Raw genomic sequence first — 26,355 nt, forward strand, 5'->3', positions numbered from 1 at the left:
TGCAGGATAAGCAGAAATTAGAAGAAAGCTGCCTGTATGACGATTTAATACCAACTTAAAGTGTAATAACGGAGGGAAACACAATGTCTTTGCTGTTAAGAAACCGCGGTGCCATGCTGATGCTGATGATCAGTATCTTTTTAACGTTTACGGGGATCGGGCTGGTAGTGCCGATTCTGCCGACATATATGAATGAGCTGAATATCGGCGGAAGTGTTGTCGGGATGCTGGTCGCTGCCTTTTCACTGACCCAGCTGATTGTGTCGCCGCTTGCCGGCAGATTGTCTGACCGGATGGGCCGCAAAAGAATTATCGTGCTCGGGCTGGTGGTCTTTTCCCTGTCTGAGGTCGTGTTCGGTGTGGCTGAGCTGCCGTGGATGCTATTCGTAGCCCGGATGCTGGGCGGGATCGGAGCGGCGATGATTATGCCTGCGGTTATGGCATACGTGGCCGATACCACTTCAATGGATGAGCGGGCTAAGGGTATGGGGATGATTAATGCGGCGATCACAACCGGGTTCATTATCGGACCGGGGATCGGCGGCTATCTGGCGGAGTTCGGTATCCGTGTTCCGTTCTTTGCGGCGGCAATTGCGGCGGCTTTTGTAGCTATTATCACGTTTATTTTATTGCCGGAATCGCGTGTAGCAGCGGCTGTTCATGATAAGGCGGCTGCTCAGCAAAAGAGTGAAAGTCTGGTCTCCCAGCTGGTGCGCTCGTACCGGGAGCCTTATTTTGTCGGACTGGTGATTGTATTTGTTATGTCGTTCGGTCTTGCCAATTATGAGACGGTGTTCGGTCTGTTCGTCGATCATAAATTTGCCTTCACTCCAAAGGATATCGCCTTTGTGCTGACCTTCGGCTCGATTGCCGGGGCAGTGGTGCAACTGACTGCTTTTAGCTGGATTCTGAACCGTTTTGGCGAGAATAGAGTTATTTCCGTCAGTCTGCTCGCTTCAGGCGTCTTCATCCTGCTCACGCTGTTCGTCCATGGCTACTTCATGATTATGGCCGTGACGTTCGTTGTCTTTCTGGCAATGGATATTCTGCGTCCCGCTGTCGGTACCCAATTGTCCAAGATGGCCGGAGAGACCCAGCAGGGCTTCGTCATGGGGATGAACTCTGCATACACCAGCCTTGGCAATATTGCCGGACCGATTGTCGCTGGTGTCCTGTTCGATCTGGACATTAATTTCCCGTATGCGGCAGCTGCGCTGGTGCTGGTTCTCTGCTTCCTGCTGTCCCTAAGCTCAGCCAAACGGATGGCGCGGCGCAGTGTGCAGGTTAAGTAAGCTTTTGGCGTGCAGTGTGGTGATGCAGTATCCCGTTAACTTTGGCGCAGCGGCAATCTGTGATACTATTTTAGGGTAGGCAATGATGATATCAGCACGTGTGCGGAAAGAGGGATACTATTGGCAGCAGAGAATACGAATACCGGCAATCTGCAGGACGATGCAGCACTCCGGCAGGAACAGGAACTGATCCTTGCGGCTATCGCGAAGGAGCTTAGCATCAGCCTGAAGCAGGTACGGACTACTGTAGGACTTCTGGACGAAGGGAACACCATTCCGTTCATCGCGCGGTACCGTAAGGAAATGACAGGTGAGCTGGATGAGAATGTACTTCGCGACATTGAAGAACGGCTGGCTTATCTGCGTAACTTAGGTGACCGCAAGAAGGATGTCATCCGCAGCATCGAGGAGCAGGGCAAGCTGACGCCTGAGCTGCAGGCGCAGATCATGAAGGCGGTTAAGCTGCAGGAAGTGGAGGACTTGTACCGTCCTTACAAGCAGAAGCGCAAGACCAGAGCAAGCGTGGCAAAGGAAAGAGGGCTGGAGCCGCTGGCAGACTGGGTGCTGGAGCAGCGCCGCCAGGGCCAGCCGCTTGATGAAGCCGCTAAATATATAGATGCAGACAAGGGTGTGGACAACGCCGAGTCTGCGCTGCAGGGCGCCATGGATATCATCGCCGAGAATATCGCTGATGATCCGGTCATCCGGGCCTGGGTCCGCCAGTATACGGCAAGCCAGGGCATTCTAATCTCGGAAGCGAAGGATGCGGAGCAGGAAAGTGTCTACGAGAACTACTACAGCTACCGTGAGCCGGTACATAAAATGCCGCCTCACCGCATTCTCGCGATTAACCGCGGGGAGCGGGAGAGTGTGCTGAAGGTCGGGATCGAGATCGTTCCCGATAAGATTCACGGCTTTATCAGCCGTAAGCTGATCAAGGGGCCGTCCCCGGTCAAGGAGCTGCTGGAGACTGTGACCGAGGATGCCTACAAGCGGCTGATCGCGCCGTCTGTCGAGCGTGAGGTGCGCGGGGAAATGACAGAGAAGGGCGAGACGCAGGCGATCTCGATTTTCTCGGGAAATCTGCGCAGCCTGCTGCTGCAGCCGCCGGTCCGGGGCCGGAGCGTGCTCGGCGTTGACCCGGCTTACCGCACCGGCTGCAAGCTGGCTGTCGTCGACGACACCGGCAAGCTGCTGGAGGTGGCGGTGACCTATCCGACGCCGCCGAACAATAAGAAGAAGGAGGCGGCGGCGAAGTTCAAGGAGCTGATTGCCAAATACGGCATCAAGCTGATTGTCATCGGCAACGGCACCGGCTCGCGGGAGACGGAGCAGTTCACCGCCGAGGTGATTGCCGAGGTCGGTGATCCGGAGCTGGCGTACCTGATCGTTAACGAGGCAGGAGCCAGCGTCTATTCCGCCTCCAAGCTGGCTGCGGAGGAGTTCCCGGATCTGGATGTGGCCGAGCGCAGCGCCGCATCGATTGCCCGCCGCGTGCAGGACCCGCTCGCGGAGCTGGTCAAGATCGACCCGAAGGCGATCGGGGTCGGGCAGTACCAGCATGATGTCTCGCAGAAGCATCTGGAGGAGAGCCTTAAGGCCGTCGTGGAATCGGCCGTTAACCATGTCGGCGTGGATGTGAACACAGCTTCGCCGTCCCTGCTCTCTTATGTGGCGGGCGTCAACTCGACCATCGCCAAGAATATCGTGAAGTTCCGCGAGGAGAACGGCAAGTTCACCACGCGTAAGCAGCTGCAGAAGGTGCCGCGTCTTGGCGCCAAGTCCTTCGAGCAGTGCATCGGGTTCCTGCGTATTCCCGAAGGGGACAATACGCTGGACCGCACGCCGATCCACCCGGAATCGTATCCGGTGGTGGACCGGCTGTTCCGCGAGCTCGGGCTGGACGTGGCGAAGCTCGGCAGCCGTGAGGTTGCGGCTGAGCTCGAAGCGCAGGATGCTGCTGAGCTCGCCGTGAGGCTGGATGTCGGCGTGCCTACGCTGCGCGACATCCTGGAGAGCCTGCAGCGTCCGGGCCGCGACCCGCGCGAGGAGCTGCCGCTGCCGATCTTCCGCACGGATGTGCTGAAGATCGAGGACCTGGTTCCCGGCATGGAAATGCAGGGAACCGTCCGCAACGTCATCGACTTCGGCGCCTTCGTCGATATCGGCATTAAGAACGACGGGCTGGTCCATATCTCCCAGCTCAGCGGTAGCTTCGTCAAGCACCCGATGGACGTCGTCTCCGTTGGCGACAACGTCACCGTCTGGGTGCTCGGCGTCGACCTGAAGAAAGGCCGCGTCAGCCTGACTATGCGCCAGCCGCGTGAGGCTGCGGGCAGCGTGAAGTAGAGCGGATAAGAGTTCATTCTGCAGAGGTTAATGAGAAAGCTGGGCTGCCCCGTTGTTGGGGAGGGCTCAGCTTTTTTGCGGTGAGCGTCATTAGTTGGATTTTCGCCGTCTAATCGTACCCAACCGGTACATACAGGAGGATTAGTTGGATAATCGCCACCTAATCCGGGGGGATTTGCCATACTGAGGTGATTTCGGTAATATTAGATGGACTTTTTCCAGCTAATACCTCCAAAATTTGATTTTATAAGGATTAAGTTGGCGATTTTCCACATAAATGGTTTGAGCTTAAGAGCCGGCGTGTAGTCCGGCCCGTAATCTGGCCCGTAATCTGGCGCGTAATCTGGCGCGTAATCTGGCCCGTAATCTGGCCCGTAATCTGGCGCGTAGTCCGGCCCGTAGTCTGGCGCGTAGTCTGGCGTGTAGTCCGGCCCGTAGTCCGACCGGTAGTCTGGCGCGTAGTCTGGCCGGTAGTCCGGCGTGAGTCCGGCCCGTAGTCCGGCCCGTAGTCCGGTCCGCAGCGCAGGCGAACCCCCGGGATGCTGGTGGTATCTATCTATGATACAGAGCCTTTAGAGGGCTGCGTCTATATCGTTTTTTACAGTTTGCTTAAGCGGCTAACCTATTGGTCAACTGCACAATGGATTTCGTCCGTTCATCAATATTTTTTCTCCCGCTCAGCCATTATACTGAAAGCGTGTTCAACATGAGTTGTAGGGGGATAACGATGGAAGGATTAACAATTGGCTGGTATGGGGCATTGGCGGGACTGGCGTTAGCCATTATTCTGATACTGAGAAAGCTCAATCCTGTTTATGCTTTGTTCCTAGGTGCTATTGCCGGGGCGCTGATCGGCGGTGCCAACCTGGAGCAGACTGTAAGCGTTCTTGTAAGCGGTACACAGAGTGTGATGGGGACGGTGCTGCGCGTGCTTGCGGCTGGCGTGCTGGCCGGAGTAATGATGGAATCGGGCGCGGCTGAGACGATAGCCCAGGCCATTGTCCGCAAGTTCGGAGGCAGCAAAGCCATCCTGGCACTGGCGCTGGCAACGATGATTATTACCGCGGTAGGTGTGTTTATTCCGGTGGCGGTGCTCATTGTAGCGCCGATCGCGTTGTCCGTAGGCAACAAGATGGGAATCTCCAAAACAGCGCTGCTGCTGGCACTGTCGGGTGGAGGCAAAGCGGGGAATATTATTTCTCCCAATCCGAATACGATTGCCGCAGCCCGCGGCTTTGATCTCGATCTCAGTCATGTGATGCTGGCCGGACTGATCCCGGCGGTATGCGGTCTGATTGTAACGGTAATTGTGGCTTCATTCCTGAAGAAAAAAGGAAATATGGTTACAGATGAGGAAGCGCTGAACGGTAACATAGATACTTCCAAGTATCCGCCGCTTGGCAAGGCCATTGTCGCACCGCTGGTTGCAGTCATTCTGCTGATGATTAATCCGCTCGGCTCGCTGTCCAGGATTGAGGCATTGGCCAATTTCAAGGTGGATGCGCTGTACATCCTGCCGATTGCCGGGATTGTCGGTATGCTGGCTATGGGCCAGAGCAAGAAAATTCTGCAATACACCTCTTCCGGGCTTAATAAAATGACGGCAACGGTACTGATTCTGATCGGCGCCGGCGGTATTGCCGGTCTGATCTCGGCATCCGATCTGTCCACCCAGGTGGTACAGCTGATTCAAACGGCCGGTATTTCCGGCACATTCCTGGCACCGATCTCCGGTATTCTGATGGCGGCAGCTACGGCTTCCACTTCAACCGGCGTTATTCTGGCAACCGGCTCCTTCGGGCAGGCTATTCTGGATATGGGGACCGCACCGCTGGCGGCGGCTGTCATGGTGCACACCGGAGCGACGGTTATTGACTCACTGCCACAGGGCAACTACTTCCACGTGACTGCAGACAGTATGAAAATGAGCATCAAGCAGCGTATGGGCGTAGTGCCTTACGAGGCAATTGTCGGCGGAACGATGGCGGTTGTGGCTACGGTTATCTACGGATTTTTGTTCTAAATTAAACATGGGGTGAGGAAATGAGAGAGAAAACCTTTGTACTGGCACCGGATTCGTTCAAAGAGAGCATGAGCGCAAAAGAGGTCTGTATCGCAATGGAAAAAGGGCTGCGGAAGGTTTATCCCGGAGCTGAATATATACATGTCCCGATGGCCGACGGCGGAGAGGGCACGGTTCAGTCCCTGGTAGATGCCTCGGGCGGACAGATGTATACAAAAGAAGTTACAGGTCCGCTGGGCCAGCCGGTTACGGCGCAATTCGGCATTATGGGCGACGGCATTACGGCAGCGATCGAGATGGCTTCGGCCAGCGGCATCCAGCTTGTAGCCAAAGCAGACCGTAACCCGCTGATTACGACAACGTATGGTACCGGTGAGCTGATCCGGGAATGTCTGGACCGCGGTATCCGCAGCATTATTATCGGCATCGGCGGCAGCGCGACAAATGACGGGGGCACCGGGATGGCAGAAGCGCTTGGCGCAACATTCCTGGATGCTGACGGCAGGGTGCTGCCGCGCGGCGGCGGCAGTCTGATCCGTCTGGCAAGTATTGATGTATCGGGGCTGGATGAACGTCTGCAGCAGGTGCAGCTGATCGTCGCCTGTGATGTGACCAACCCGCTGTGCGGCGAACGGGGCGCATCCGTTGTATTCGGCCCGCAAAAAGGCGCAACGCCTGAGCTGGTTCAGCAGCTCGATGCCAATCTGGCCCATTATGCAGATATCGTCAAGCAGCAGCTTGGCAAGGACGTCCGCGATCTGCCGGGTGCCGGAGCCGCCGGAGGGCTTGGTGCAGGGCTGATGATCTTTACCCGGGCAACACTCCAGCGCGGGATTGAGATTGTAATCGAATATACCGGCCTGAAAGAGAAGCTGCAGCATGCCGATCTGGTATTCACCGGCGAAGGCGGCATCGACTTTCAGACCAAATTCGGCAAAACCCCTTATGGCGTAGCTGCCACTGCCAAAGCCGGCGGCAAAAAAGTCATCGCCCTGGCCGGTTACATTGGTGAAGGCATTGACACGCTGTATGCAGAGGGAATTGATGCGATCTTCGGCATCGTCCCCGGCGCTTCCGGGCTGGAGAAGCTGCTGAAGGACGGCCCGGCGAATGTCGAACGGACCTGTGAGAATATCGCGAGAGTACTGAAGCTGGCTGAGTAAGATGCAATAGAAACAGAGACTGGAACATAGAAACAACCCCGTTAGAGGCCCGCTCCTGAGCATGTTATTGTGCAGGAGCGGGCTTTTTTTGTGCTTAGACTATGGATTAATTTACAGACTGGCAGAGCAGCATCGCCAGGGGTTGGTTAATTATAATCAGGGGGTCTTACTTATATAATGCGAGCAGGCCATAAGTAAGCTCCAGCAGCTGGAGCAGATTGCGCGGGTCTTTGCCGGTTAGGCTCTCGATCCGTTTCAGCCGGTATTGCAGAGTGTTGCGGTGGATGTTTAATGCCTCGGAGGTCTGGGAGACACTGCAGTTATGGTTAATGAAGCTGCGCAGTGTCTCCAGCAGATCGGCTGTATCCTCCAGCTTAGCTACAGTGCCGGCACTTGCGGTGAGATTGGCGTGGCTCAGCTTCACCAGAAATTCATGCTCGGCGTAATGGATTGCCTGCCTGCCGGGTTTAAGTGCCAGCAGAATGCCCATGGCTGCTTTGGCCTGGCGGTAGCTCTCCGCGATGTTGGCTTCCAGCTTACCCGCTGCGGCTAAGGCCCGGGGCTGTCCTTCCAGCAGCTGGCGGATAAGCGGGGCGTTGTCCTCCTGATTCTGAACCAGGATCAGCCAGCTGTCCTCCTCAATCAGGAAGGAAGGATATTTAAGCAGCAGTTTCGACTGTGTTTCCAGCGGAACAACATTTTTAAGCAGCAGTACTGTTGTTTTGAGTAGAAGATCCAGCTGATACGCAGATGCTTCCTTGCGCAGCTTCTGGGTGTAGGCTCCCTGGTGGGACAGCAGCAGCTCCAAAAAAGCCTTTTTGCGGCTTGCCTCATTGGCGAGATCCTCAAGCGTGTTCCTTTGTTCGATCAGGAGAGAGACCGTAGTCCGGACGATGCTGCAGAACGGGCGGACCTCATCCGGATTGCCGGATATGCCGATTACACCGACACGGCTGCCGGCGATCACGATGGGCTCGTTGGTGCCTTTTTTCTCATAACGGCCGTCCTGCCAGACCTCGACCATAGTTCCGGTAGCCAGAGCTTTCACCGCTCCTTGATGAACCGTACCGACCCGTTCCGGGGTTCCGCTGCCGATGATGATGCCCTCGTGGTCCATAATGTTGATATTATAGGGGATGTCCATCATCATTTTGTCTACAATTTCCTGCGCCTGCTTCTCTGAGAGCTGCAACAACCGGTTAATCCTCCTCTGCCAGACCGGACAAGATACCCTTGAGCGGCATGAATGATGTTCTTTGTGCACTTGAACAAAATTATAACGGTTTCATTAGCTTCATTAAAGATGGAAATGTGTATTTTTAGAGAAGCCTGCGGGCAAAGCTGATAAGGTATATTTAGGCGTGACGAAGCCGTTGATTCAGCAACAAAAGCTGCCACCGGACCGTCTAATCTATATCAGCAACCAAATTAAGGAGGGGTTCAATGCATACTGTAAAAAAGACTGGTAAGCTGGCCATAGCCGCGGCGGCGTTCGTGCTTCTTGCTGCCTGCACCAATACGCCGGCAGCGGAGCCGGAGGCCACAGCAGCGCCGGTACAGACAGAACAGCCTGCCGCAGGAACTCCGGCACCAAGCCAGGCACCGGAACCGTCAGCTGCGTCATCTGCAGCATCCCCGTCCGCAGTACCTGATGAAGGAACACCGCCGACTGCACTCGAAGCAGCCTCGACGGTGATGAGAGCCTTGGAGAACGGTAACATGGACACACTGGCGGCCTGGGTATCAAGGGATCAGGGGGTTCGTTTTTCACCGTATGGTTATGTGGACACTGAGAACGACCTTGTGTTCAGGCAAGAGGACATCAGCGGTTTGATGAAGGACTCCGAACAACGTACATGGGGAAGCTTCCAGGGAAGCGGAGAGCCGATAAAGCTGACTTTTGCCGAATATTTCAAACGGTTTGTATATGATGCCGATTTCGCACAGGATGCGCAGATTTCGCTGAACACGGCAGAGGATAAAGGCACGATGATCAATAACATTACTGAAGTATATCCCGCCGACAAATATGACTATGTAGATTACCACATCAGCAGCATAGATCCGCAGTATCAGGGTATGGACTGGCGCAGTCTGCGGCTGGTGTTTGAGAAGATAGGGGAGGACCGGATTCTGGTGGGGATTGTGCACGATGAGTGGACGCCTTAAACGGAGTATGTTTGTAAAAGAAGACGCAATCCCGTCATGGTATGGGAGCTGCGTTTTCTTTTTATTTTGGGCGCCATTTCCAATTTTTCGAAACGTTTAATGCTGTTAAATCGTAGTAAATAAAAAAGTGCGATTGATTTGAATCGTATTCTCCGGGGTGAACACTAATGAAAAATCTTCATAAAAAGAAATATTTTATACTTCTGCCGCCGTTCCTCATTTTAACTATCCTCCTGGCTGCCACGCTGCCTTACGAAAAAAGATATTATACCTTCCTCGCTTTACTTGCTTTTTGGGTTACTTATTACACATGGGTTTATATAGAGAAGAAAAAACAACAGAAGGACTAGCATAGGATAAGTTACAACATAAAAATAGGCCGTACTTACCTTTTAGGTAAATACGGCCTTATTGTCAGTACAGTCTTATTTCGGGTTGATTGCAGAACTTGCTGGACCAGCCGCACTGCTATCCGATGCCTGCACTGTTGCCGTATAGCCTTCCGGCAGGTAGGTCACAGCAGAGGCGCTGGAGATGACCTGCGGGTACATGCTGTTCGGGTCAGGCTTGGTTACGCTGAAGTAGATTACAGCCGTGTTATCCTTGCCGAATTCAATCCGGTCGATGGCCAGGCCGTAGCCCGGATTCGGCAGGTTGTTAACGGTGACGGTAGCTTTGCTGATGCCGTCGGCCGCTTTTTCCAGCTTCACTTCTGAATCGTATTCGTAGGCTGGAACTTCAGCGCTGTCCTCGTCCGGAGTGATGACTTCCTTGGCGAACTTGGCTGCATCGTAGATCCATACTGCCGCTTCAGTGCGGGTTACCGCTTCGGTCGGACGGAATGCGCCGTTAGTGCCAAGGCTGACGATCCGGGTGTTAACGAGAATCTGCAGGCTGTTCATCTGCTCGTTAGACATTTTGTCGCCGTCAGAGACCATAGCATACATCATGGTTACCGGGAAATCCCCTTTGCTCTGCAGCGCCTGGGTCAGCAGATGGGCGAACTGGGCACGGGTGATCGATCCGTTAGGATCTACAGTCTTGTCCAGAGCCAGCCCGTTCTGCTTCGCTGCTACGAATGCGGATGCATACCATGCATTGTCTTTTACCTTGTCGAAATAGTCGCTTGCCTTCCCGGACTCCGTAGGGGACAGCTTCAGGCCGCTGACGATAAACTGCACGCCCTGGGCAAAAGTTACTTTTGCTTTTGGTGCAAACAAATCACTGGTTACTCCGTTAACAATGCCTTCACTGTGCAGTGCGTTGATCTTTGCTTCGTTGGCATCACCCTTCATATCAGAAAAGGCAAACGCCGATGTTCCCATAGATACTGTTGCTGCCAGAATACCGCACGCTATTGTCAGTTTTTTAGCGCGGGCCTGGAATGATAATTTCTTCATGTGCCTCACCTCTTATACTCATAGATGGGGGAAAGCGGCAAAAGGTTGCAGACTCGTGCAAAATAAATGAAATTTGAATGGTTAACCTCACAGCTGCGGCTCTGCGCCATCCCCAAAATCTCCGTCCCCGTTATATGAACCGGCTCGTCTGAGGACAGGAACCACACCGGAAACGAAGCCTTCTCCGGCTTGCCGGGAGTCTGCTCCACGGATGGCTGCCTCCGGGAATTCAACCGTAAGCTTCACTTTCTACAGACATTGTGCTAATAGGTATTATCGCCAAAATTTCGTATCATTAGCATAAGATCATGCTGCCGCCGTGTTCCTTCAGTTTTTAATTGCTTCATGACAATAGCCCTCCGGGATGAACCAACCGCAGCAGGGCTCAAGGATTGATCCAAGCTGCAGTTTCGCAGTACACTTAAGGGATGAGAACGTTATTATCACTTTAAAAACTCAGGACTGGAGACAATAGATGGATCAGCAGCAACGCGTACAGCGGATGAATGTCGGGATTTTTGCCCATGTCGATGCCGGGAAGACGACGACTACGGAGCATATTTTATATGAAAGCGGGCGTATCCGGGCGCTGGGCAGTGTGGACAGCGGAACAGCTGTGACCGATTCGATGGAGGTGGAGCGGCAGCGGGGCATATCGGTGCGGGCGGCGCTGGCTTCTTTTAGCTGGCGGGGTGTGCAGGTTAACCTGGTCGATACGCCGGGCCATGTCGATTTCCTGTCGGAGGTAGAGCGGAGCCTGCGGGTGATGGACTGTGCAGTGCTGATCCTGTCGGCGGTTGAAGGCGTACAGGCCCAGAGCGAGATGATCTGGAATGCGCTGCGCAAGCTGGGGATTCCTACGCTGATTTTTGTTAATAAAATGGACCGGACCGGCGCGGACCCGGAAGCCGTACTGGCACAGGCGCGGACCTATCTGTCGGGTGACATCATTCCGGTGCAGCGGCCGCTTGGCAGGGAGCAGGAATACAGCGGAGCGGCGGATTTGTGGTCTGGTGAGTCGGACGCGGCTGCGCGGACAGAGCTGCTGGAGACGCTGGCGGAACGGGATGAGTCACTGCTTGAACTGTATATGGCGGGCGGGGAGCCGAATCTTCTGTATTGGAAAAAATACATGCAAACCGCCGCTGCCGCCGGGCGTCTGTTCCCGCTCGTGTACGGAGTTGCAGCTAAGGGTATCGGCATTACGGAGCTGCTGGATGCGATGACAGATTATTTCCCCCGGGCGGGCGGATCTGCGGAGCAGCCGGTGTCCGGCATCGTCTACAATATCCAGCGGGACAAAAGTATGGGCCGGATGGCCTTCGTCCGCCTCTATGAGGGCACGATCCGCAACCGTGATACGGTAACGAACCACTCCCAGGCGACAGAGGCTAAGGTGACGCAGATCCGCAAGGTGGAAGGCGGCCGTACCGAGGATATCGGTGCGCTTGAAGCCGGCGACATCGCGGTAGTCTACGGCTTGTCCGGCGTGCGGATCGGCGATGTGCTGGGCCGGCCGGATGCGGTCCCGCAGGAGGCGAAGCTGGCTGTGCCGCTGTTGACCGTGCGGGTATTCTGGGATGCAGACATGGACGACCATAAGGTAATCAGCGCGCTGCAGGAGCTGGCGGATGAAGATCCGCAGCTTGGCGCGGAGTGGCTGCCGGAGGAACGCGAGCTGCATATTAAGGTGATGGGGCCGATCCAGCTGGAGGTGCTGGACAGCGTGCTGGAGAGCCGTTACGGCCTGAAGGTCACCTTCGGCCAGCCGTCGGTGATCTACAAGGAGACGCCGCGCACTGCGGGCGAAGGTTATGTTGCTTACCTGATGCCGAAGCCGTGCTGGGCAATTCTGCGGTTTAAGATTGAGCCGGGGCCGCCGGGCAGCGGTCTTGTGTATGAATCGGTTGTGCGCAGCTCCGATCTGCTCCCGCAGTATCAGAACGAGACGGCACGCCGCGTGCCGGAGGCGCTGCAGCAGGGACTCTACGGCTGGGAGGTTACCGACCTGAAGGTAACGCTGGTGGAGGGGAACCATCATGTGTGGCATACCCATCCGCTGGATTTTGCTGTGGCTACGCCGATGGGCCTCATGGACGGGCTGAACCGGACAGGCATCCGGCTGCTGGAGCCAATCCTGGCGGTGCGCATCGTCGTGCCGGAGGAGAACGCGGGCCGGGTGATGAACGACCTCGTGCAGATGCGCGGCAGCTTCGAGCCGCCGGTGCTGCAGGGCGAGCGGATGATCATCGAGGGCCGGCTGCCGCTGGCCACGTCACTGGATTATCCGGTGACGCTCAGCTCCTACACGAAGGGGCGCAGCACCTTCGCATCCGCTTTTGCCGGCTACGAGCCGTGCCCGCCGGACGTCACCGCCCGGCGCACACGCCGGGGTGTGAACCCGCTGGACCAGGCGAAGTATATTTTGAGTGTGCGGAAGGCGCTGCAGGGCTGATTAAAGTTTGCTTGATGGCAGGCTAGTGCAGCGGACTGATTGGGTTGTATGGCGGTGAAGCTGACTGGCGGGTATGCCGCACAGGCGGTTGGCAGTCCTGGGGGGCAAAAAAGGCTGATGAAGCAGGCTGTGATGTAAAGCAGATGCGTAGAAGGTAGCTTATAAAGCTGGCGTGTAAAGGTAGCATGTAAAGGTAGCATGTAAAGGTAGCGTATAAAGCTAGTGTTTAAAGGTAGAGTGTAAAACTGGTGTGCAAAGGTTTTGTGCAAATTAGGTATGTAAGGACCGTCGATTAAAGCTGGAGTGTAAAACTGGAGTGTAAAACTGGAGTGTAAAACTGGAGTGTAAAACTGGTGTGCAAGGCTGACCCTAAAACTGGCTAACCAGAGCTATGAATCCAGTCTGACGCCTCCGGCTGCCGGATAAGTGTAATCTGTGCAGCTAAAACCCCGGAGAGTAGCTTATTTCTGGAGTTAACTGCACTTTGTGCAACTAAAACCAGCCCAAAGCCGGATTTTGCCCGAATATCGGTAGTTTAATTGTACGGAATGCAGCTATTCCGAAAATCAGCTCCAATATCCCAACTATAGCTGTACAGAGTGCAGTTATTCGTAATCCATAAAAGAAAAAGGGTAAAGTTCGCCTCTTTCAGGCACCCTATAAATTGAAGCGGGGAATAACACGGTGAGAAGCGGGACGTCAGCCTTCTATATATATAGTAGAAAAAAATGGACGCAAGCACTCCAGGCGTTATTTTGACTGTGGTTACGTTGCTGAGGTGTCGACTGTATTCGCTAACATTCGTCAACGCATTGCCCGTTTACCTTGACACAGTTTACATGCCGTGACATAATGTTTCCAGACTAAATGACTATGATAAGTTGGACATCATCAGACAGAATGATTGTTCCGTTACTAAACGAGGGGGAAGTTATCATGATGAAAAAGAAAGTATTGCCGGGTGTTCTGACCCTGCTGCTGGGTGCTGTTATCGCAGGCTGCGGAAATAACAATGAAGCCAACTCCGGAGCGCAAAACAATGCGGGAGCAGACGTGAAAACGATCGTTGCAGCAACGAGCGGAGTCAGCAATCCGTTCAGTTATGAGAAGGACGGCCAAATGACAGGTTACGATGTTGAAGTGATGAAGGCTGTTTTTGAAGGTCTTCCGGAATATAAATTGGATGTTCAGGCAATTGAATTCGAAGGTATTCTGACTGGCCTGGATAACGGGCGTTTCCAGCTTGGTGCGAACAACTTCAGCTCTAACGCAGAAAGACGCAGCAAATACGATTTCTCCCTGCCGATCATCGAGAATGCCAATGTATTCGTTGTGCGCAAGGATGACGAGACGCTGAAGTCCGTTGAAGATCTGAAAGGCTATAAGGCTGTAACTGAAGTAGGTAATTCCGGTGCAACACTGCTTGAGAACTATAATGAAGAGCACGCGGATGCCAAAGCAGAAATTCTGTACACTGACGAGAACTTTGTGAAGCAGTTTGAAGGAATTGAAGCAGGTAAATACGATGTGCGCATTATTTCCCGCGTATCCGCTGAGAAGGCGATTAAAGAGCATGGCTTTACCAACCTGAAGGTCGTAGCCTTTTCCACCGAGAATAGCGATCCGGGCTCTTATATCCTCTTCTCGAAATCCGCAGACAGTACACTGCTCGATGCAGTCAACAATAGAATCAAAGAAATGTATAACGACGGCTCGTTGCTGAAAATCAGCGAAGAACAGCTGGGCGGCGACTATCTGCCTAAAAAAGAGCTGATGGAGTAGCAGCAGAAAGGGGATCGTATGAAATTTCTAGTCTCGGGAGATGCGTTGTTTTCCAGCAGCAATTTATATAAGACGATGGACCCGGAGCTGCTTGCTCTTTTGCAGGGGGCTGACGAGGCCTTTACCAATGCAGAGTTTGTAACGCCAAGACGGAATACAGCTCCGGCTGCGGGCCGCGGTTATCAGACAAGCGTGCGCCCGAAGGCGCTGGATGAATTCAAGCATTTGAATATCCGTTATGTCAGCTTTGCGAATAATCACACGGGTGATTACGGTGTTGAAGGCATGGTGGATACCATTGAAGAAGCGGAAGCGCGCGGGCTATTCCCTCTGGGGGTTGGCATGAGTCTACACGAAGCCCGTAAGCCGGTCTTTATCGATACACCAGACGGACGGATTGCCATTATCACTATAGATGTGACGAGAAGTGAGGTTTTTGCAGCCTCTAATCCGGGTAACGGGGTTCCGGCCCGTCCGGGTGTTAACCCGCTCCGCTGGTCGCGTACGTATGTTGTGAACGATCAGGATTTTGCAGCATTAAAAGAAATCAGTGAACGGATCGGCATTGCTCCCAGCATGGAGGAAGGCAAGCGGATCGAGACCTATAAGAGCAAATCGGAGAATCACTATGAGTTCGGCTCCCTGTTTGAAGGCTATTTAACCTTTGAAAAGGGAGAGCATTCCCGCGTAAAAACGGCAGCGCATGAGCAGGATCAGCAGGAAATCTTCCGTACGATTAAGGATGCGCGGGAACGCGCTGATTACGTATTCGTCAGTCTGCACACGCATGAAGGGGAGAATGAGAACTGGTACTCCGATTATCCGGCAGCGTTCATTGAAACCTTCGCACGGGGTGCGGTGGACGCAGGGGCAAGCTGTGTCTTCGGGCATGGATGTCACTTCACCAGAGGCGTTGAGCTGTACAAGGGCCAGCCTATTTTCTATAACCTGGGCAGTCTGTTTATGGAGTTTGAGGCGGGGGAGTCGATTGTATCTCCAGAGATGTTCACCGCCTACGGATATGCGGAGAATGAAGCTCCGTCTACCCTGCACAAGAATAGAACCAAGGACAGTGAAGGGAACTGGCAGGGCTTTTACAGCGACCGCAAATTCTCGGAGAACTTCCTCGTTATGTTCGATCTGAGCGTGGAAGGCAACCGGTTTGATTACCACCTGATTCCGATTGATCTTAGACTGACCCATCCGACGGTGACCAAGCGCGGTCTGCCGGTACTTGCTTCCGAAGAAGCGGCAACCTCACTGGTTGAACGGCTAAATGCGGTAAGTAAAGAACGGTATCATACGGAAATTACTTATGAGGGCCAGCGTCTGACCGTCAAAAAATGTTAGGAACGGCGTCATGTTAATTCATCGTGGAAGGAAGTAAATCTGCATGGGAGAGATTTTTGATATAAACGCGGTGTTCACATCCATACCTCGTCTGTTAGAGGTCCTTCCTGTGAGTCTGCAAATCACTGTCATATCAATGATAGTCGGCCTTGTGTTTGCGTTGCTGTTTGCGGTTATCCGGATGAAAAAAATCCCTGTGCTAAGCCAGCTGGTTACTGTCTTTATCTCCTTTATCCGGGGAACACCCATCATTGTACAGCTGTACCTCACATATAACGGGATACCGCTGCTGCTGAAATTCATTAACCAGGAATACGGGACAGATTACAATATCAATGCCGTGCCGGCTATGCTGTTTGTTCTGGTTACCTTCGCATTCAATGAAGCGGCTTACAATTCGGAGACCATCCGCGCTGCGCTGCAATCGGTGAATAAAGGACAGATCGAGGCGGCAGAATCCCTGGGGATGACCTATCTTCAGGTGCTGAAAAGAGTCATTATGCCCCAGGCGCTTGTTGTGGCTATTCCGCCGCTCGGTAATGCCTTAATCGGACTGCTGAAGGGGACTTCCCTGGCCTTTGTTGCCGGTGTGATTGAAATGACTGCTAAGGGGAAAATTATCTCAGGCAGCAACTTCCGCTTCTTCGAGGTCTATCTCGCACTCGCCATTATTTATTGGGTCATGACCATCATCATTGAACAGCTGCTCAGATATATGGAGAGAAGATTCTCTATTCCGGACTCCGCACAAGCTGTGAACCGCGGCGGCTGGTTTTCCTGGGGAAGGAGAGGAATCTGATGATCAAGGTAAGTAACTTATCCAAGTCCTTTCACGGCAATCTGATTCTGGACGATCTGTCGGTTGAGATTGAAAAAGGCGATGTCGTTGCCCTGATCGGTTCCTCCGGTGCGGGTAAATCGACCTTCCTGCGTGCCTTGAACTGTCTGGAGCAGGCGGATAAGGGTGTGCTGGATCTGGAAGGCTTCAAGGTCGATTTCAGCACCATTACGAACAAGCAGCGGCTGGAGCTGCGGAAGCAGACGGCCATGGTCTTCCAGCATTTCAATCTGTTCCAGCACCGGACAGCACTGGATAATGTCAAGGAAGGCCTGAAGATTGTCAAAAAAATGAATGACCGCGAAGCCGCACAAATCGCCCTGGAGCAATTAGAGCAAGTGGGGCTGTCGGACCGCGCTCATTATTACCCGAAGCATCTGTCCGGCGGCCAGCAGCAGCGTGTGGGCATTGCCCGTGCACTGGCGATGAAGCCGAAGCTGCTGCTCCTGGACGAGCCAACCTCAGCGCTTGATCCTGAGCTCGTTGGCGAGGTGCTTCAGACCATCAAAAAGACCGCAGCCACCGGCCAGACGATGATTCTCGTTTCGCATGAAATGAGCTTCGTATATGAAGTGGCGAGTAAGGTACTCTTTTTGGACAAAGGTAAGATAGTGGAGGAAGGCACTCCGGATCAGGTGTTCAATCATCCCACATCCGAGCGGGCCAAGGAATTCCTGCACAACTACTTCCGCAATAAAACCGGCAATCAGTAAGATTAGCCTAAATAGCAGAAGCCCCGGAGAACGCGCGAGTCGGCGTGTCTCCGGGGTTTTTTATTGTAAAGGAAAAGATACGAATAATAATTAAACTGGTAAATATTATAAATGTAGGTTTAGTCTGCTGAAGAAGCATGTACGAATTGATACTTTTGTGTTTGCAGAAATGTAATTAGGATTATAAAGTAGGAAGGGACATATCCATTTTTGTTGGCCGGAATTTTCTTGAGTCGCGCTGAATTTAGTAAATCCTTTAGAGATGAGGAGATTGCACATGATTATACTTGGAACCATCGTTGCGATTGTAACCGCTATCATTATATCTTCCTTCCTTGGTCCATACGGGCTGTTCACGATGTTTGCCGTAGGTTTTGGTTTTCTGTTCAGCATTCATGCACGCCTGAGGGAGGTGCAGAGCGACCTTAAGCAGATTAAGCAGCACCTGGGGATTGTGGAGGCAAAAGAAGCAGTAGTGAGTAATGAAGAGATTGAGGCGGAGCTGGAGCGGGAGATGGCGGTGCGAATGGGAAGCTCCCATGGATTTCCCGGATCATTCGCACCTCAGATTTTGTCGAAATCGAATGATAATGATTGATAGTTAAAAAAGTCAATAATGTATCAATATTTGTGTGATATGATTTTAAAAGGAAAGCAGTTAATTAATGCTTATGAAGCATTGATTGTAAGGCTTTTCGCTGTCGCACTCTGTATGGAGTGCGTGGATTGAAATTTCGCCGGGTCCATCATGACGGCATAAACTTTCTGTCGCAGTCTGTATGAGTGGATTGAAATAACACCAAGTGCGACCCGGTTAAATGCGTGGTCGGGTCGCACTCTGTATGGAGTGCGTGGATTGAATCCTTACGCATTATATAGCTTTGCAAATTAATCAATGTCGCACTTCATATGGAATACATGATCGAAACATTGAAACAAAGCCTGAGCTATGCCAAAATAAAACATAAAACCGCTCTTACTTATCTGAAAGATTGTAATTAGGTGTGTATAAAGGGAGTGAATGCTATGCAACAGCAGAGTACAACCACTGTGGCTGCCGGGAGAGGGCAGCTTATTGTTGTTTTGCTTTCAGAGGGGCAGTATGAATTAGACTGGCAAGAGGGGCAATCGCAAGCAGAGGCTGAATCGGCTGAGCAAGCCCTTCAAGATGAGCTGTATAAGCTGTTTCGTAAGGATTCGGACGAATTCCTGCTAGAGTTGGCCCTGAAACGGCAGAATGAGGGGCTGTCGGAGTCACTACGATTCATGCAGCGGATTGGAATCCATTTTTTAAAAGGAATGGCCCAGCATCCTGATCTGGAAGGGGAGCGTGATACGGCTGTCCTTCCGCTGGAGAATAAGAATGTAAAGGAATGGCTGTCAGGCGCCCCTTATCTGATCGGATCGCAATGGCTGGATGCTAGCTTTATAGAGGGGCTCTGGCAAGGCTTGCATCGGGCATATTCAGCTAATGTGAAACGGCATAGCGGCAGTATGGCCCAGTGGTTCGCGGATAGCGGTGCCGCATATCAACCGGCGGGCAGAGTCTACTTCCACCTTGTAGAGAGCAAGGAAGGAAGTGAATATCCCTTTTCATTCTTATCTACGTATGCTTCAGAGAAGCAGGAAGCGGGCAAAACAAGACATTTACCACTCAAACAAGCGCTGGTAGATTACGGAGAGAACAGTGGGAAGCTGCTGGAACTGCTCTCAACGGTGCACCGTGCAGCAGAACAAAGCGGGCTGATTAGCGAGCTTGTGGAGTCGGGCGATATTTTTTATCCAATTGGGCTGACTTCTGAAGAAGCATATGATTTCCTGCGTGAGATAGTGCTATATGAGGAAGCGGGCGTGCTCTGCCGGATTCCCAAATGGTGGCGCAGCAAGTCTAATTCACTTAAATTAAATGTTAGCGTTGGAGATAAGCAGCCTTCCCGTTTAAGTGCCGACGCATTGCTCAGTTTCCAGGCCAATCTGTGGTTAGGGGATGAAGCGATATCTGCGGAAGAACTGCGGCAATTACTTGCTGAGCAGGAAGGACTGGCCCTCATCAAGGGCAAATGGGTTGAGGTCAATCATAAACGCCTGCAGCAGGCACTGGATGCTTATGAGCGGGCAGAAGAAACTGCTGGGGGTTCAGGGCTGAGCATCGTTGAGGCGATGAAGCTGCATATGAATGCGGAACGCCTGTTGCATGTGGAAGCAGATATGGTCGAGGTTGAGGTCACGAACGGGCAATGGCTGGAATCGGTTATGGACCGGTTGCAGGAGCCTGATCGCATTGAGCCTCTCGGCGGAGCCGGTGAGGATTTCCAGGCAAGCTTGCGCGAGTATCAGGAGCGGGGCGTAAGCTGGCTGCATATGATGAAGACGCTGGGTCTGGGAGCTTGTCTGGCAGACGATATGGGTCTAGGCAAAACCATACAGATTATTGCCTTGCTTAATTATATCCGAAGTGTAAGGCAAGAACGGGCCTTGCTCGTTGTTCCTGCTTCGCTGGTCGGCAACTGGATGAGAGAGATTGGCAAGTTTGCGCCTTCTTTAAGCTACTACGTATGCCATTCGTCCGAGAACAAAGATATACAGCAAGCAGCTGCGCTGGGCGACGGGATTCAGCTTGTCATTACGACCTATGGAATGCTTGCCAAGTATGAGTGGCTGAATACACATGGATGGGACATGCTCATTATAGATGAAGCCCAAGCTATCAAAAATCCCGGCACCAAGCAGACGAAGCTGGTAAAGGGAATCAATGCCTCCTACCGGATAGCGATGACAGGCACTCCTATAGAGAACAGGCTCAGCGATCTCTGGTCGTTGTTTGATTTTCTCAATAAGGGGCTGCTTGGTACGGCAAAGGAATTCGGTACATTCACGCGAGGACTGCGTGATTCCAGTGATGGCTATGGAAGATTGCGGCAGACGGTGAGTCCGTTTATTCTGCGTCGGCTGAAGACGGATCGCAGTATTATTACCGATCTGCCTGACAAAATCGAGATGAAGACGTATGCTTCATTAACCAAAAAACAGATCGTACTATACAAGAAACTGGTTAAGGAATTACAGGAGAAGCTGGAGGATGCGGATGAGGGGATTCAGCGCAAAGGTCTGGTGCTTGCTGCATTAATGAAGTTCAAACAAATCTGCAACCACCCCGATCAATATTTGGGCCAGCAGGTGTATGCGGAGCCGGATAGCGGAAAGTTTGCACGGCTGCGCGAAATCTGTGAGACAATCTACGAAAAGCGGGAACGAGTCCTTATTTTCACACAATTCAGGGAAGTGACGGAAGCGTTGCAGGCTTTTCTGGAGCCGATCTTTCAGCACAAAGGGCTTGTCTTGCATGGGGGAACTCCTGTCGGGAAACGGCAAGAGCTGGTGGACGCTTTTCAGGGTAAGGAATATGTGCCATTCATGGTACTCTCGATCAAAGCGGGCGGAGTCGGGCTGAATTTGACGGCGGCTAACCATGTGGTGCATTTCGACAGATGGTGGAATCCGGCGGTGGAGAATCAGGCGACAGACCGGGCGTTTCGGATTGGCCAGCAGCGAAATGTGATTGTCCATAAGTTCATTACGCAAGGAACCATTGAGGAGAAAATCGATCAGATCATCGAGGATAAGGTTCGTCTATCCCAGGAAATTGTGCCGGATATTCAGGACAATTGGATAACGGAAATGGATAATGACCAGTTACTGAATTTGATGAAGCTAATAGAGTAAGCTGTGGGAGTGGATGATTATGGGGTTCTATAGTGAATTTCCTGAATACGTACCTGTTGCAGAGAAGAAACGCAGAGCCGCAGCGGCAGCAGCAATATTGCAAAAGAAAAACCCTAAAGTATGGCCGGTTGTCATCACGGGACGCAGCATTACAACGACCTGGTGGGGCAAGGCATGGTGTACGAATCTGGAGAGCTATGCGGATTACAGCAATCGGATTGATCGAGGGCGCAGCTATGTAAGACATGGTTCGGTGATTGACCTGCAGATCGCTGGCGGCAAGGTAGAGGCGCTTGTTCAGGGGGGCTCAAGGAAGCCATATAAGGTTGAGGTAACAATAAGTTCATTGTCCAGTCCCACATGGCAGCAGATTGTTGAAGGTTGCGCTGGCCAAATAAGCTCGCTCCAAGAACTCGCAGGCGGGGAATTCCCTGCGGGGCTGTCTGAGTTGTTCACGACCAAGGGCAAGGGTCTGTTTCCATCCCCCAAAGAGATTCGCTTCAGCTGCAGCTGTCCGGATTATGCGGTAATGTGCAAGCATGTAGCAGCTGTGCTGTATGGGATAGGCGCCCGATTCGATCAGGATTCTGCGCTGCTCTTCGAGCTACGTAATGTGAAGATGGATGAGCTGATTTCGGCATCACTTGCCAAGCAATCTCAGGATCTGATGGGTAAGAGCGGCCGGCGTGGCCGGAGAGTTCTGGAAGATGGGGATCTGGGAAGCACGTTCGGGATTGAGCTGGATACCATTGAACTGGATGCGGAGAGTGAGGTAACCAAGCCGCGCAGGGGAAGGCCGCCGAAGAACAAAGCTGATTCAAGTAAGACCGAATTAGATAAGGAGTAAAAGATACTGTCACCCCAAAAAGTCGCATACGTTTGTGAATTGTTCTATATATTAGAGCGCGTGGATGGAAGTATGATTTAGTAGTGCGAATGCCAAGCTCCCATGAAATCCCCGGTTCCTTCGCACCTCAGAATTTGTCGAAACCCTAAGGGTTAGACAGTGTTGATAAAAAGTCAACGGTTGATCGATACTTTTTGCAATACTCTTTCTGTAAAAATGTATTGAATTGATGTGGGAACGGCATGAATTATGCTGTTTTCCGCTGTCGCACTCCGTGTGGAGTGCGTGGATTGAAATTCTTTACGACAGCTTAAATGCACGGGTAACAGCGGTCGCACTCCGTGTGGAGTGCGTGGATTGAAATAAAGAATCGGATGATTGGACTGAATCGTCACTAGTCGCACTCCGTGTGGAGTGCGTGGATTGAAATGTTCTTTGGCCATTTCATTGCCCTTTTCAACCCACGGTCGCACTCCGTGTGGAGTGCGTGGATTGAAATTCAGACCGGACGGGAGCGCCTGAACTGCGGGAGCTGGTCGCACTCCGTGTGGAGTGCGTGGATTGAAATTAAGTAGGCTGGTACGATAGCCGAACCACTGAAAGTCGCACTCCGTATGGAGTACGTGGATTGAAATATGTAGATTGTATAGCCGAGGAGATGCCCCAAGGTCGCACTCTACTCTCCGTATGGAGAATGGATTGCGACGTGTTTGATTTGAAATATTGTATGTTGGTTTTTCTCATCTATATTCATTCGTGAACATAGATTGAAGTAGCAGATGGAGACAGGCCATGGTAGCTGTCAGTCCCCCATAGCATACACATTGTAATCCCCCCACCCAAAATGTTACACTGACCTCAACTGCCAGTACGCCCCTAACGGGGATATTGGAATTTGATCTCTCATCCGCACAGGAGGTAAATCATGCAAAACAAAATAAGCGAAGTACTGCTAGAGAACTGGGACTATGCCATGGACACCGAGGACTGGGCGCCGCCGCTAAGTGATGCCTTGGAGGGTGTTAATGCCGAGCAGGCAGTCTGGAAGCCGGGCGAAGCGGGCAACTCAATCTGGGAGACGGTGAATCATCTGACTTACTACAAGGAGCGTCTGCTGCGCAAGCTTAAGGGGCTGGAGCAGCTTCCGGATTTGGAGAACAATGATGCCACCTTTACCGTGACAGAGAGCGGGGAAGAAGCCTGGGTACAGGCCGTTACTAAGCTGAAGTCGGTCCATGCCTCTCTTCGGGAGATCATTGAAGCATTGGAAGAAGGCGCATATGACTGGGGCGGCTCCGGACATGCTCCGGGCGAAGAGGTGATGAGCCTGATTCTGCATGATTTTTACCATACTGGTCAAATTGTGCTGATCCGCAAGCTGCAGGGCTCCTGGCCGTCGAACCGCAGTTTTAATTAAGGCTGGCTTGCTTAGAATTACGAATCCATTGCACATCAATTCTCTAGCCGCAGCTCCTGCCGTCTGTGTATAATCCGGACGCAGGAAGATGCGGCTATTTGTTTCAACCTGAAAAATCCGGGGTTAATGGATGTCATAACAGTTCAAATTTGAAGGGAGAGGTTGATGATGGATCCGAATTACAAGGATAGAAGTGTTGAGGTTGAACGCACGGAGGTACGCAAGCACTCGGACTCCAGCGTTGTCGCATCCACCTTTATTAAATACGCAGCCTACATTATTATTATCTTCGGAATCTTATTTTTCCTGGTGCGGTACGTCTTCCCGATGTTTTAATTAGAGGGTGAGCGGACATTCGCTAGATTAACGTCTAACCCCAAAAAGCCGCGCCTACCTGAAGGTAGACACGGCTTTTGCTTGTGCACATTGTTTCATTCGATTATAAATCCCGCTGGACAAATTCCCGGGAATCACCGGAGTTACGGTAGAAGAACCAGCATTCGTTGAGCATTTTGATCTGGCGCCGGTCTTTCTTGAAATAAGCCTTCATCAGCTGATTGCAGAGCCACTGCGGCAAATGTACCCCTCCTTACGAGCATGCATCCTATGTACAGATAGCATATGGATAAAGGGGCCCAATGGTGCGGCAGCGGGTAACAATTTGCTTGATCCGTCTTTTACAAAAAAATCCTAATGCACGCCTTCTTCTTCCTCTTCATACCACTGCTCAAGCTGCGCCTGCAGGGCGCGGATTTCGGTCAGCAGCGAGATAAGCGGATATTCCTTCTCCTGAATGGAAGCAAAAGCGTTCTCCAGCCGGTTGATATACCCCAGTCCAGACTCCAGCACATACCCTTCGCGCAAAAGCTCAAGCGCATCGCACTCCGCAACCGCAAGCGGCAGATCCGGCACATTATCGGCGGTCAGCTTGTCGATCTCCTTATTCAGGCGCAGATTAAGCGCACTCAGCTGGTACGCATATTCCTCTGGCATTTCTACAAATTGCAGTTCCTGATGCTGCTGCAAGATTACATACCGCATTTTTGGCATAACTTATTCTCCCTCCGTACTTGTCTTCCTTCTTGACAGTGTAGCCTATGGGCAAGTTACAATTCAAGAGGTGATGTTATTTTTGCACTGTTAAAAAAGGGGGCGGACGCTATGACCGGTACAAGCATCAGTATGAGTAACGAGGAGCTGCAGCAGTGGATTGAGCGGATATCGCTCAACAGCTTCGGCGTGCCGTTCCGGCACAAGGCCAGCTTTAACAGCAGACTGACGACGACGGGCGGACGGTATTTTACCAAAAGTCATAATATAGAGATCAATCCGCAGCAGCTTGCCGTTAACGGGCATGAGGAGACGGAGAAAATTATCAAGCATGAGCTCTGTCACTATCATCTGCATCTGGCTAAGCGCGGCTATATGCACCGGGATGCCGATTTTAAAAGCCTGCTGGCCCAAGTCGGCGGGAGCCGCTACTGTCAGACGCTTCCCGGGGCCAAGGCGCGTAAACCGCAGCCTTACCGGTACAAGCTGGTGTGTACAGCCTGTGATATGGAATATCCGCGCAAACGGCGGGCCGATCCGGCACGCTACCGGTGCGGCAAATGTTCCGGCAAGCTGAAGCTAATAACACTGGAAGCGGAGAAATAATCCGCTACTTAATGATAAGACCCAGCAGTCCGGCAAAAGAAGCCGCCTGATCCGCAGCAATAATGCAGCCCGGCAAGTCTTCGATATCCACCTGCAGACCGGTGAATTCGCAGCTGCTCAGGTCGGTATCCTTCAGCTTGACTCCGGCCATGACGGCCTGGTCCATTGTGCATTCTTCAAATGCGACTTTCTGAAAGTCAGCCTGATAATAATCAGCGGTGTTCAGCGAGCACTGCCCGAAGGCGGTAAGCTTGAGCTTGCCGAACCGGAAGCTGGCGAAATCGCATAGCGAATCAGTCACAGAGACATTCTGAAAGCGGGCCCGGGTGAAATCGGTTCCGATCATTTTACATTGTCTGAATTCGGTACGGTGGATAAAGGCCTCGCTGAAATCTACATTAGAGAAGTCGCAGTTTTCAAACACGACATCCGTTAGCTCAATGGCGCGGAGTGAGGATTCGCTGATAATAACATTTTTGAATAATACCTTGTCAAAAGAGACCTTCTCGGCCTCCTGGTACTCCAGCTGAACATCGCTGATCTGGCAGCGGCTGTATTCCTCCTTGGTCTGCAGGGCATCAATCGGCTGCTGCGGCAGGAGGGCGGGGTCTGGGAGCTTCGGGGGTTCGATTTTATCGGTTTTGTCCGCTTTATCACTTTTGTTCTTCATATAAGCCTCCAGGTAACAAACGTTTTATAAATGAAGATTACCTTCATCTGGTAATTATTATGCGGTAAACGCTCTCCTGAATGCAAACAAACATTCTGTGCGAAATGTCAGATTAGTGATGAAGGACGGCCATATTGCTTTTTCCCGAAAATAAATTACTTCTATAATATAGCGGCAGTCTGGAACGGGCTGAACATTGCTTTTTCCAGGCGGCTGCTTTATCTGTTTGATAACAAGTATTGACCGCTCAACCAGTCAGATCTCCGTAAGAATACACCTGTGCCGGGTACAAACACACCTCGTTTTGTAAACGCTATCAACCTAAGATGGAAGGGAAGTCCATTTTTGCTTAGAGGGGGGCGCATTTATGAAACGGTTCAGGTCACTGGTGACGGGGCTGCTGGTGCTGCTGCTTATGCTGCCGGATCTGTCTGCTTTTGGCGCGGGCAGGAGTCCGGCGGGGGCAGCGGGGGTTGGGGGTACAGGAGCGGGGCGGATTGCAGCAGGA

The 26,355-nt window shown here is 52.3% G+C and carries 22 protein-coding genes and 1 CRISPR repeat array; of the genes, 16 read left to right on the plus strand and 6 right to left on the minus strand.

Annotation, left to right across the window (positions count from 1 at the left end; genetic code table 11):
• Positions 1–83: 83 nt before the first annotated feature.
• The 4 genes from BN3772_RS12240 (at position 84) to BN3772_RS12255 (ending at position 6,827) form a co-directional block, all read left to right on the plus strand.
• Positions 84–1,292 carry an MFS transporter gene (locus tag BN3772_RS12240; RefSeq protein WP_042199720.1) on the plus strand — a complete coding sequence of 403 codons (1,209 nt, stop codon included), beginning with the start codon at positions 84–86 and terminating at the stop codon, positions 1,290–1,292.
• 120 nt (positions 1,293–1,412) lie between these two features.
• Positions 1,413–3,641, plus strand: a complete 2,229-nt coding sequence (locus tag BN3772_RS12245; protein ID WP_042199721.1) for a Tex family protein — start codon at positions 1,413–1,415, stop codon at positions 3,639–3,641.
• A gap of 727 nt (positions 3,642–4,368) precedes the next feature.
• A complete protein-coding gene (locus tag BN3772_RS12250) occupies positions 4,369–5,664 on the plus strand; it encodes a GntP family permease (RefSeq protein ID WP_042199723.1) in 1,296 nt (431 codons plus the stop codon).
• Between the two features lie 20 nt (positions 5,665–5,684).
• A complete protein-coding gene (locus BN3772_RS12255; RefSeq protein WP_042199724.1) occupies positions 5,685–6,827 on the plus strand; it encodes a glycerate kinase family protein in 1,143 nt (380 codons plus the stop codon).
• 166 nt (positions 6,828–6,993) lie between these two features.
• On the opposite strand, the gene BN3772_RS12260 is transcribed toward BN3772_RS12255, so the two are convergent.
• Positions 6,994–8,022, minus strand: a complete 1,029-nt coding sequence (locus BN3772_RS12260; protein WP_086074543.1) for a CdaR family transcriptional regulator — start codon at positions 8,020–8,022, stop codon at positions 6,994–6,996.
• Positions 8,023–8,270: 248 nt separating this feature from the next.
• Here BN3772_RS12260 and BN3772_RS12265 point away from each other — a divergent pair, with 248 nt between their 5' ends.
• Positions 8,271–8,996, plus strand: coding sequence for a hypothetical protein (locus tag BN3772_RS12265; protein WP_042199726.1), 726 nt, complete (start codon positions 8,271–8,273; stop codon positions 8,994–8,996).
• A 425-nt stretch (positions 8,997–9,421) separates the two neighbouring features.
• Here the strand turns inward: BN3772_RS12265 and BN3772_RS12275 are convergent, their stop codons facing one another.
• Together BN3772_RS12275 and BN3772_RS12280 are read right to left on the minus strand one after the other, a co-directional pair.
• Positions 9,422–10,396 (minus strand): S-layer homology domain-containing protein, encoded by a 975-nt coding sequence (locus BN3772_RS12275; RefSeq protein WP_042199730.1) that lies wholly within the window; start codon positions 10,394–10,396, stop codon positions 9,422–9,424.
• Positions 10,397–10,401: 5 nt separating this feature from the next.
• Complete coding sequence (locus tag BN3772_RS12280; protein WP_042199731.1) at positions 10,402–10,605, minus strand: hypothetical protein; 204 nt, start codon at positions 10,603–10,605, stop codon at positions 10,402–10,404.
• A 266-nt stretch (positions 10,606–10,871) separates the two neighbouring features.
• Between BN3772_RS12280 and BN3772_RS12285 the strand changes: the two genes are divergently transcribed.
• From BN3772_RS12285 to BN3772_RS30635, 10 genes are all read left to right on the plus strand, one after another.
• Positions 10,872–12,851 (plus strand): GTP-binding protein, encoded by a 1,980-nt coding sequence (locus BN3772_RS12285; protein WP_042199732.1) that lies wholly within the window; start codon positions 10,872–10,874, stop codon positions 12,849–12,851.
• A 936-nt stretch (positions 12,852–13,787) separates the two neighbouring features.
• On the plus strand, positions 13,788–14,633 hold the full coding sequence (locus tag BN3772_RS12290; RefSeq protein ID WP_244444729.1) for a transporter substrate-binding domain-containing protein: 846 nt from the start codon (positions 13,788–13,790) through the stop codon (positions 14,631–14,633).
• An 18-nt stretch (positions 14,634–14,651) separates the two neighbouring features.
• Positions 14,652–15,983 carry a CapA family protein gene (locus BN3772_RS12295; protein ID WP_042199734.1) on the plus strand — a complete coding sequence of 444 codons (1,332 nt, stop codon included), beginning with the start codon at positions 14,652–14,654 and terminating at the stop codon, positions 15,981–15,983.
• Between the two features lie 43 nt (positions 15,984–16,026).
• Complete coding sequence (locus tag BN3772_RS12300; protein WP_042199735.1) at positions 16,027–16,782, plus strand: amino acid ABC transporter permease; 756 nt, start codon at positions 16,027–16,029, stop codon at positions 16,780–16,782.
• Positions 16,782–17,534, plus strand: coding sequence for an amino acid ABC transporter ATP-binding protein (locus BN3772_RS12305; protein ID WP_042199736.1), 753 nt, complete (start codon positions 16,782–16,784; stop codon positions 17,532–17,534). The genes BN3772_RS12300 and BN3772_RS12305 overlap by 1 nt, the downstream gene beginning before the upstream one ends.
• 277 nt (positions 17,535–17,811) lie before the next feature.
• Positions 17,812–18,132: a hypothetical protein gene (locus BN3772_RS12310; protein ID WP_052380480.1), complete on the plus strand. Its 321-nt coding sequence runs from the start codon at positions 17,812–17,814 to the stop codon at positions 18,130–18,132.
• Between the two features lie 428 nt (positions 18,133–18,560).
• Positions 18,561–21,257, plus strand: a complete 2,697-nt coding sequence (locus tag BN3772_RS12315; RefSeq protein ID WP_042199738.1) for a DEAD/DEAH box helicase — start codon at positions 18,561–18,563, stop codon at positions 21,255–21,257.
• A 19-nt stretch (positions 21,258–21,276) separates the two neighbouring features.
• Entirely contained in the window at positions 21,277–22,104 is an 828-nt protein-coding gene (locus BN3772_RS12320; RefSeq protein WP_086074544.1) for an SWIM zinc finger family protein, read from the plus strand.
• 264 nt (positions 22,105–22,368) lie between these two features.
• Positions 22,369–22,739: direct repeats of the CRISPR family, unit length 33 nt; unit sequence GTCGCACTCCGTGTGGAGTGCGTGGATTGAAAT.
• Positions 22,740–23,029: 290 nt separating this feature from the next.
• Positions 23,030–23,521 carry a DinB family protein gene (locus BN3772_RS12325; RefSeq protein WP_042199739.1) on the plus strand — a complete coding sequence of 164 codons (492 nt, stop codon included), beginning with the start codon at positions 23,030–23,032 and terminating at the stop codon, positions 23,519–23,521.
• Between the two features lie 165 nt (positions 23,522–23,686).
• The gene (locus BN3772_RS30635) at positions 23,687–23,857 is read left to right on the plus strand and encodes a hypothetical protein (protein ID WP_157643588.1); all 171 of its coding nucleotides are present in this window, start codon (positions 23,687–23,689) and stop codon (positions 23,855–23,857) included.
• A 103-nt stretch (positions 23,858–23,960) separates the two neighbouring features.
• On the opposite strand, the gene cmpA is transcribed toward BN3772_RS30635, so the two are convergent.
• Positions 23,961–24,098 (minus strand): cortex morphogenetic protein CmpA, encoded by a 138-nt coding sequence (gene cmpA / locus BN3772_RS12330; protein ID WP_086074545.1) that lies wholly within the window; start codon positions 24,096–24,098, stop codon positions 23,961–23,963.
• Positions 24,099–24,211: 113 nt separating this feature from the next.
• Entirely contained in the window at positions 24,212–24,571 is a 360-nt protein-coding gene (locus BN3772_RS12335) for a hypothetical protein (RefSeq protein ID WP_042199740.1), read from the minus strand.
• Positions 24,572–24,703: 132 nt separating this feature from the next.
• Here BN3772_RS12335 and BN3772_RS12340 point away from each other — a divergent pair, with 132 nt between their 5' ends.
• Positions 24,704–25,177 (plus strand): SprT family protein, encoded by a 474-nt coding sequence (locus BN3772_RS12340; protein ID WP_086074547.1) that lies wholly within the window; start codon positions 24,704–24,706, stop codon positions 25,175–25,177.
• A 4-nt stretch (positions 25,178–25,181) separates the two neighbouring features.
• Here BN3772_RS12340 and BN3772_RS12345 read toward each other — a convergent pair whose 3' ends face one another.
• Positions 25,182–25,847, minus strand: coding sequence for a pentapeptide repeat-containing protein (locus tag BN3772_RS12345; protein ID WP_042199743.1), 666 nt, complete (start codon positions 25,845–25,847; stop codon positions 25,182–25,184).
• Positions 25,848–26,355 lie beyond the last annotated feature (508 nt).

It is taken from the genome of Paenibacillus camerounensis (assembly GCF_000723885.1).
GTDB classification, from domain to species: domain Bacteria; phylum Bacillota; class Bacilli; order Paenibacillales; family Paenibacillaceae; genus Paenibacillus_AQ; species Paenibacillus_AQ camerounensis.

What these genes read in the sequence shown, in the direction of transcription:
- BN3772_RS12240 (WP_042199720.1), top strand. Translation starts at nt 84, where the DNA reads ATGTCTTTGCTGTTAAGAAACCGCGGTGCCATGCTGATGCTGATGATC.
- BN3772_RS12250 (WP_042199723.1), top strand. Translation starts at nt 4,369, where the DNA reads ATGGAAGGATTAACAATTGGCTGGTATGGGGCATTGGCGGGACTGGCG.
- BN3772_RS12255 (WP_042199724.1), top strand. Translation starts at nt 5,685, where the DNA reads ATGAGAGAGAAAACCTTTGTACTGGCACCGGATTCGTTCAAAGAGAGC.
- BN3772_RS12265 (WP_042199726.1), top strand. Translation starts at nt 8,271, where the DNA reads ATGCATACTGTAAAAAAGACTGGTAAGCTGGCCATAGCCGCGGCGGCG.
- BN3772_RS12275 (WP_042199730.1), bottom strand. Translation starts at nt 10,396, where the DNA reads ATGAAGAAATTATCATTCCAGGCCCGCGCTAAAAAACTGACAATAGCG.
- BN3772_RS12285 (WP_042199732.1), top strand. Translation starts at nt 10,872, where the DNA reads ATGGATCAGCAGCAACGCGTACAGCGGATGAATGTCGGGATTTTTGCC.
- BN3772_RS12290 (WP_244444729.1), top strand. Translation starts at nt 13,788, where the DNA reads ATGATGAAAAAGAAAGTATTGCCGGGTGTTCTGACCCTGCTGCTGGGT.
- BN3772_RS12295 (WP_042199734.1), top strand. Translation starts at nt 14,652, where the DNA reads ATGAAATTTCTAGTCTCGGGAGATGCGTTGTTTTCCAGCAGCAATTTA.
- BN3772_RS12300 (WP_042199735.1), top strand. Translation starts at nt 16,027, where the DNA reads ATGGGAGAGATTTTTGATATAAACGCGGTGTTCACATCCATACCTCGT.
- BN3772_RS12305 (WP_042199736.1), top strand. Translation starts at nt 16,782, where the DNA reads ATGATCAAGGTAAGTAACTTATCCAAGTCCTTTCACGGCAATCTGATT.
- BN3772_RS12310 (WP_052380480.1), top strand. Translation starts at nt 17,812, where the DNA reads ATGATTATACTTGGAACCATCGTTGCGATTGTAACCGCTATCATTATA.
- BN3772_RS12315 (WP_042199738.1), top strand. Translation starts at nt 18,561, where the DNA reads ATGCAACAGCAGAGTACAACCACTGTGGCTGCCGGGAGAGGGCAGCTT.
- BN3772_RS12320 (WP_086074544.1), top strand. Translation starts at nt 21,277, where the DNA reads ATGGGGTTCTATAGTGAATTTCCTGAATACGTACCTGTTGCAGAGAAG.
- BN3772_RS12325 (WP_042199739.1), top strand. Translation starts at nt 23,030, where the DNA reads ATGCAAAACAAAATAAGCGAAGTACTGCTAGAGAACTGGGACTATGCC.
- BN3772_RS30635 (WP_157643588.1), top strand. Translation starts at nt 23,687, where the DNA reads ATGATGGATCCGAATTACAAGGATAGAAGTGTTGAGGTTGAACGCACG.
- BN3772_RS12335 (WP_042199740.1), bottom strand. Translation starts at nt 24,571, where the DNA reads ATGCCAAAAATGCGGTATGTAATCTTGCAGCAGCATCAGGAACTGCAA.
- BN3772_RS12340 (WP_086074547.1), top strand. Translation starts at nt 24,704, where the DNA reads ATGAGTAACGAGGAGCTGCAGCAGTGGATTGAGCGGATATCGCTCAAC.
- BN3772_RS12345 (WP_042199743.1), bottom strand. Translation starts at nt 25,847, where the DNA reads ATGAAGAACAAAAGTGATAAAGCGGACAAAACCGATAAAATCGAACCC.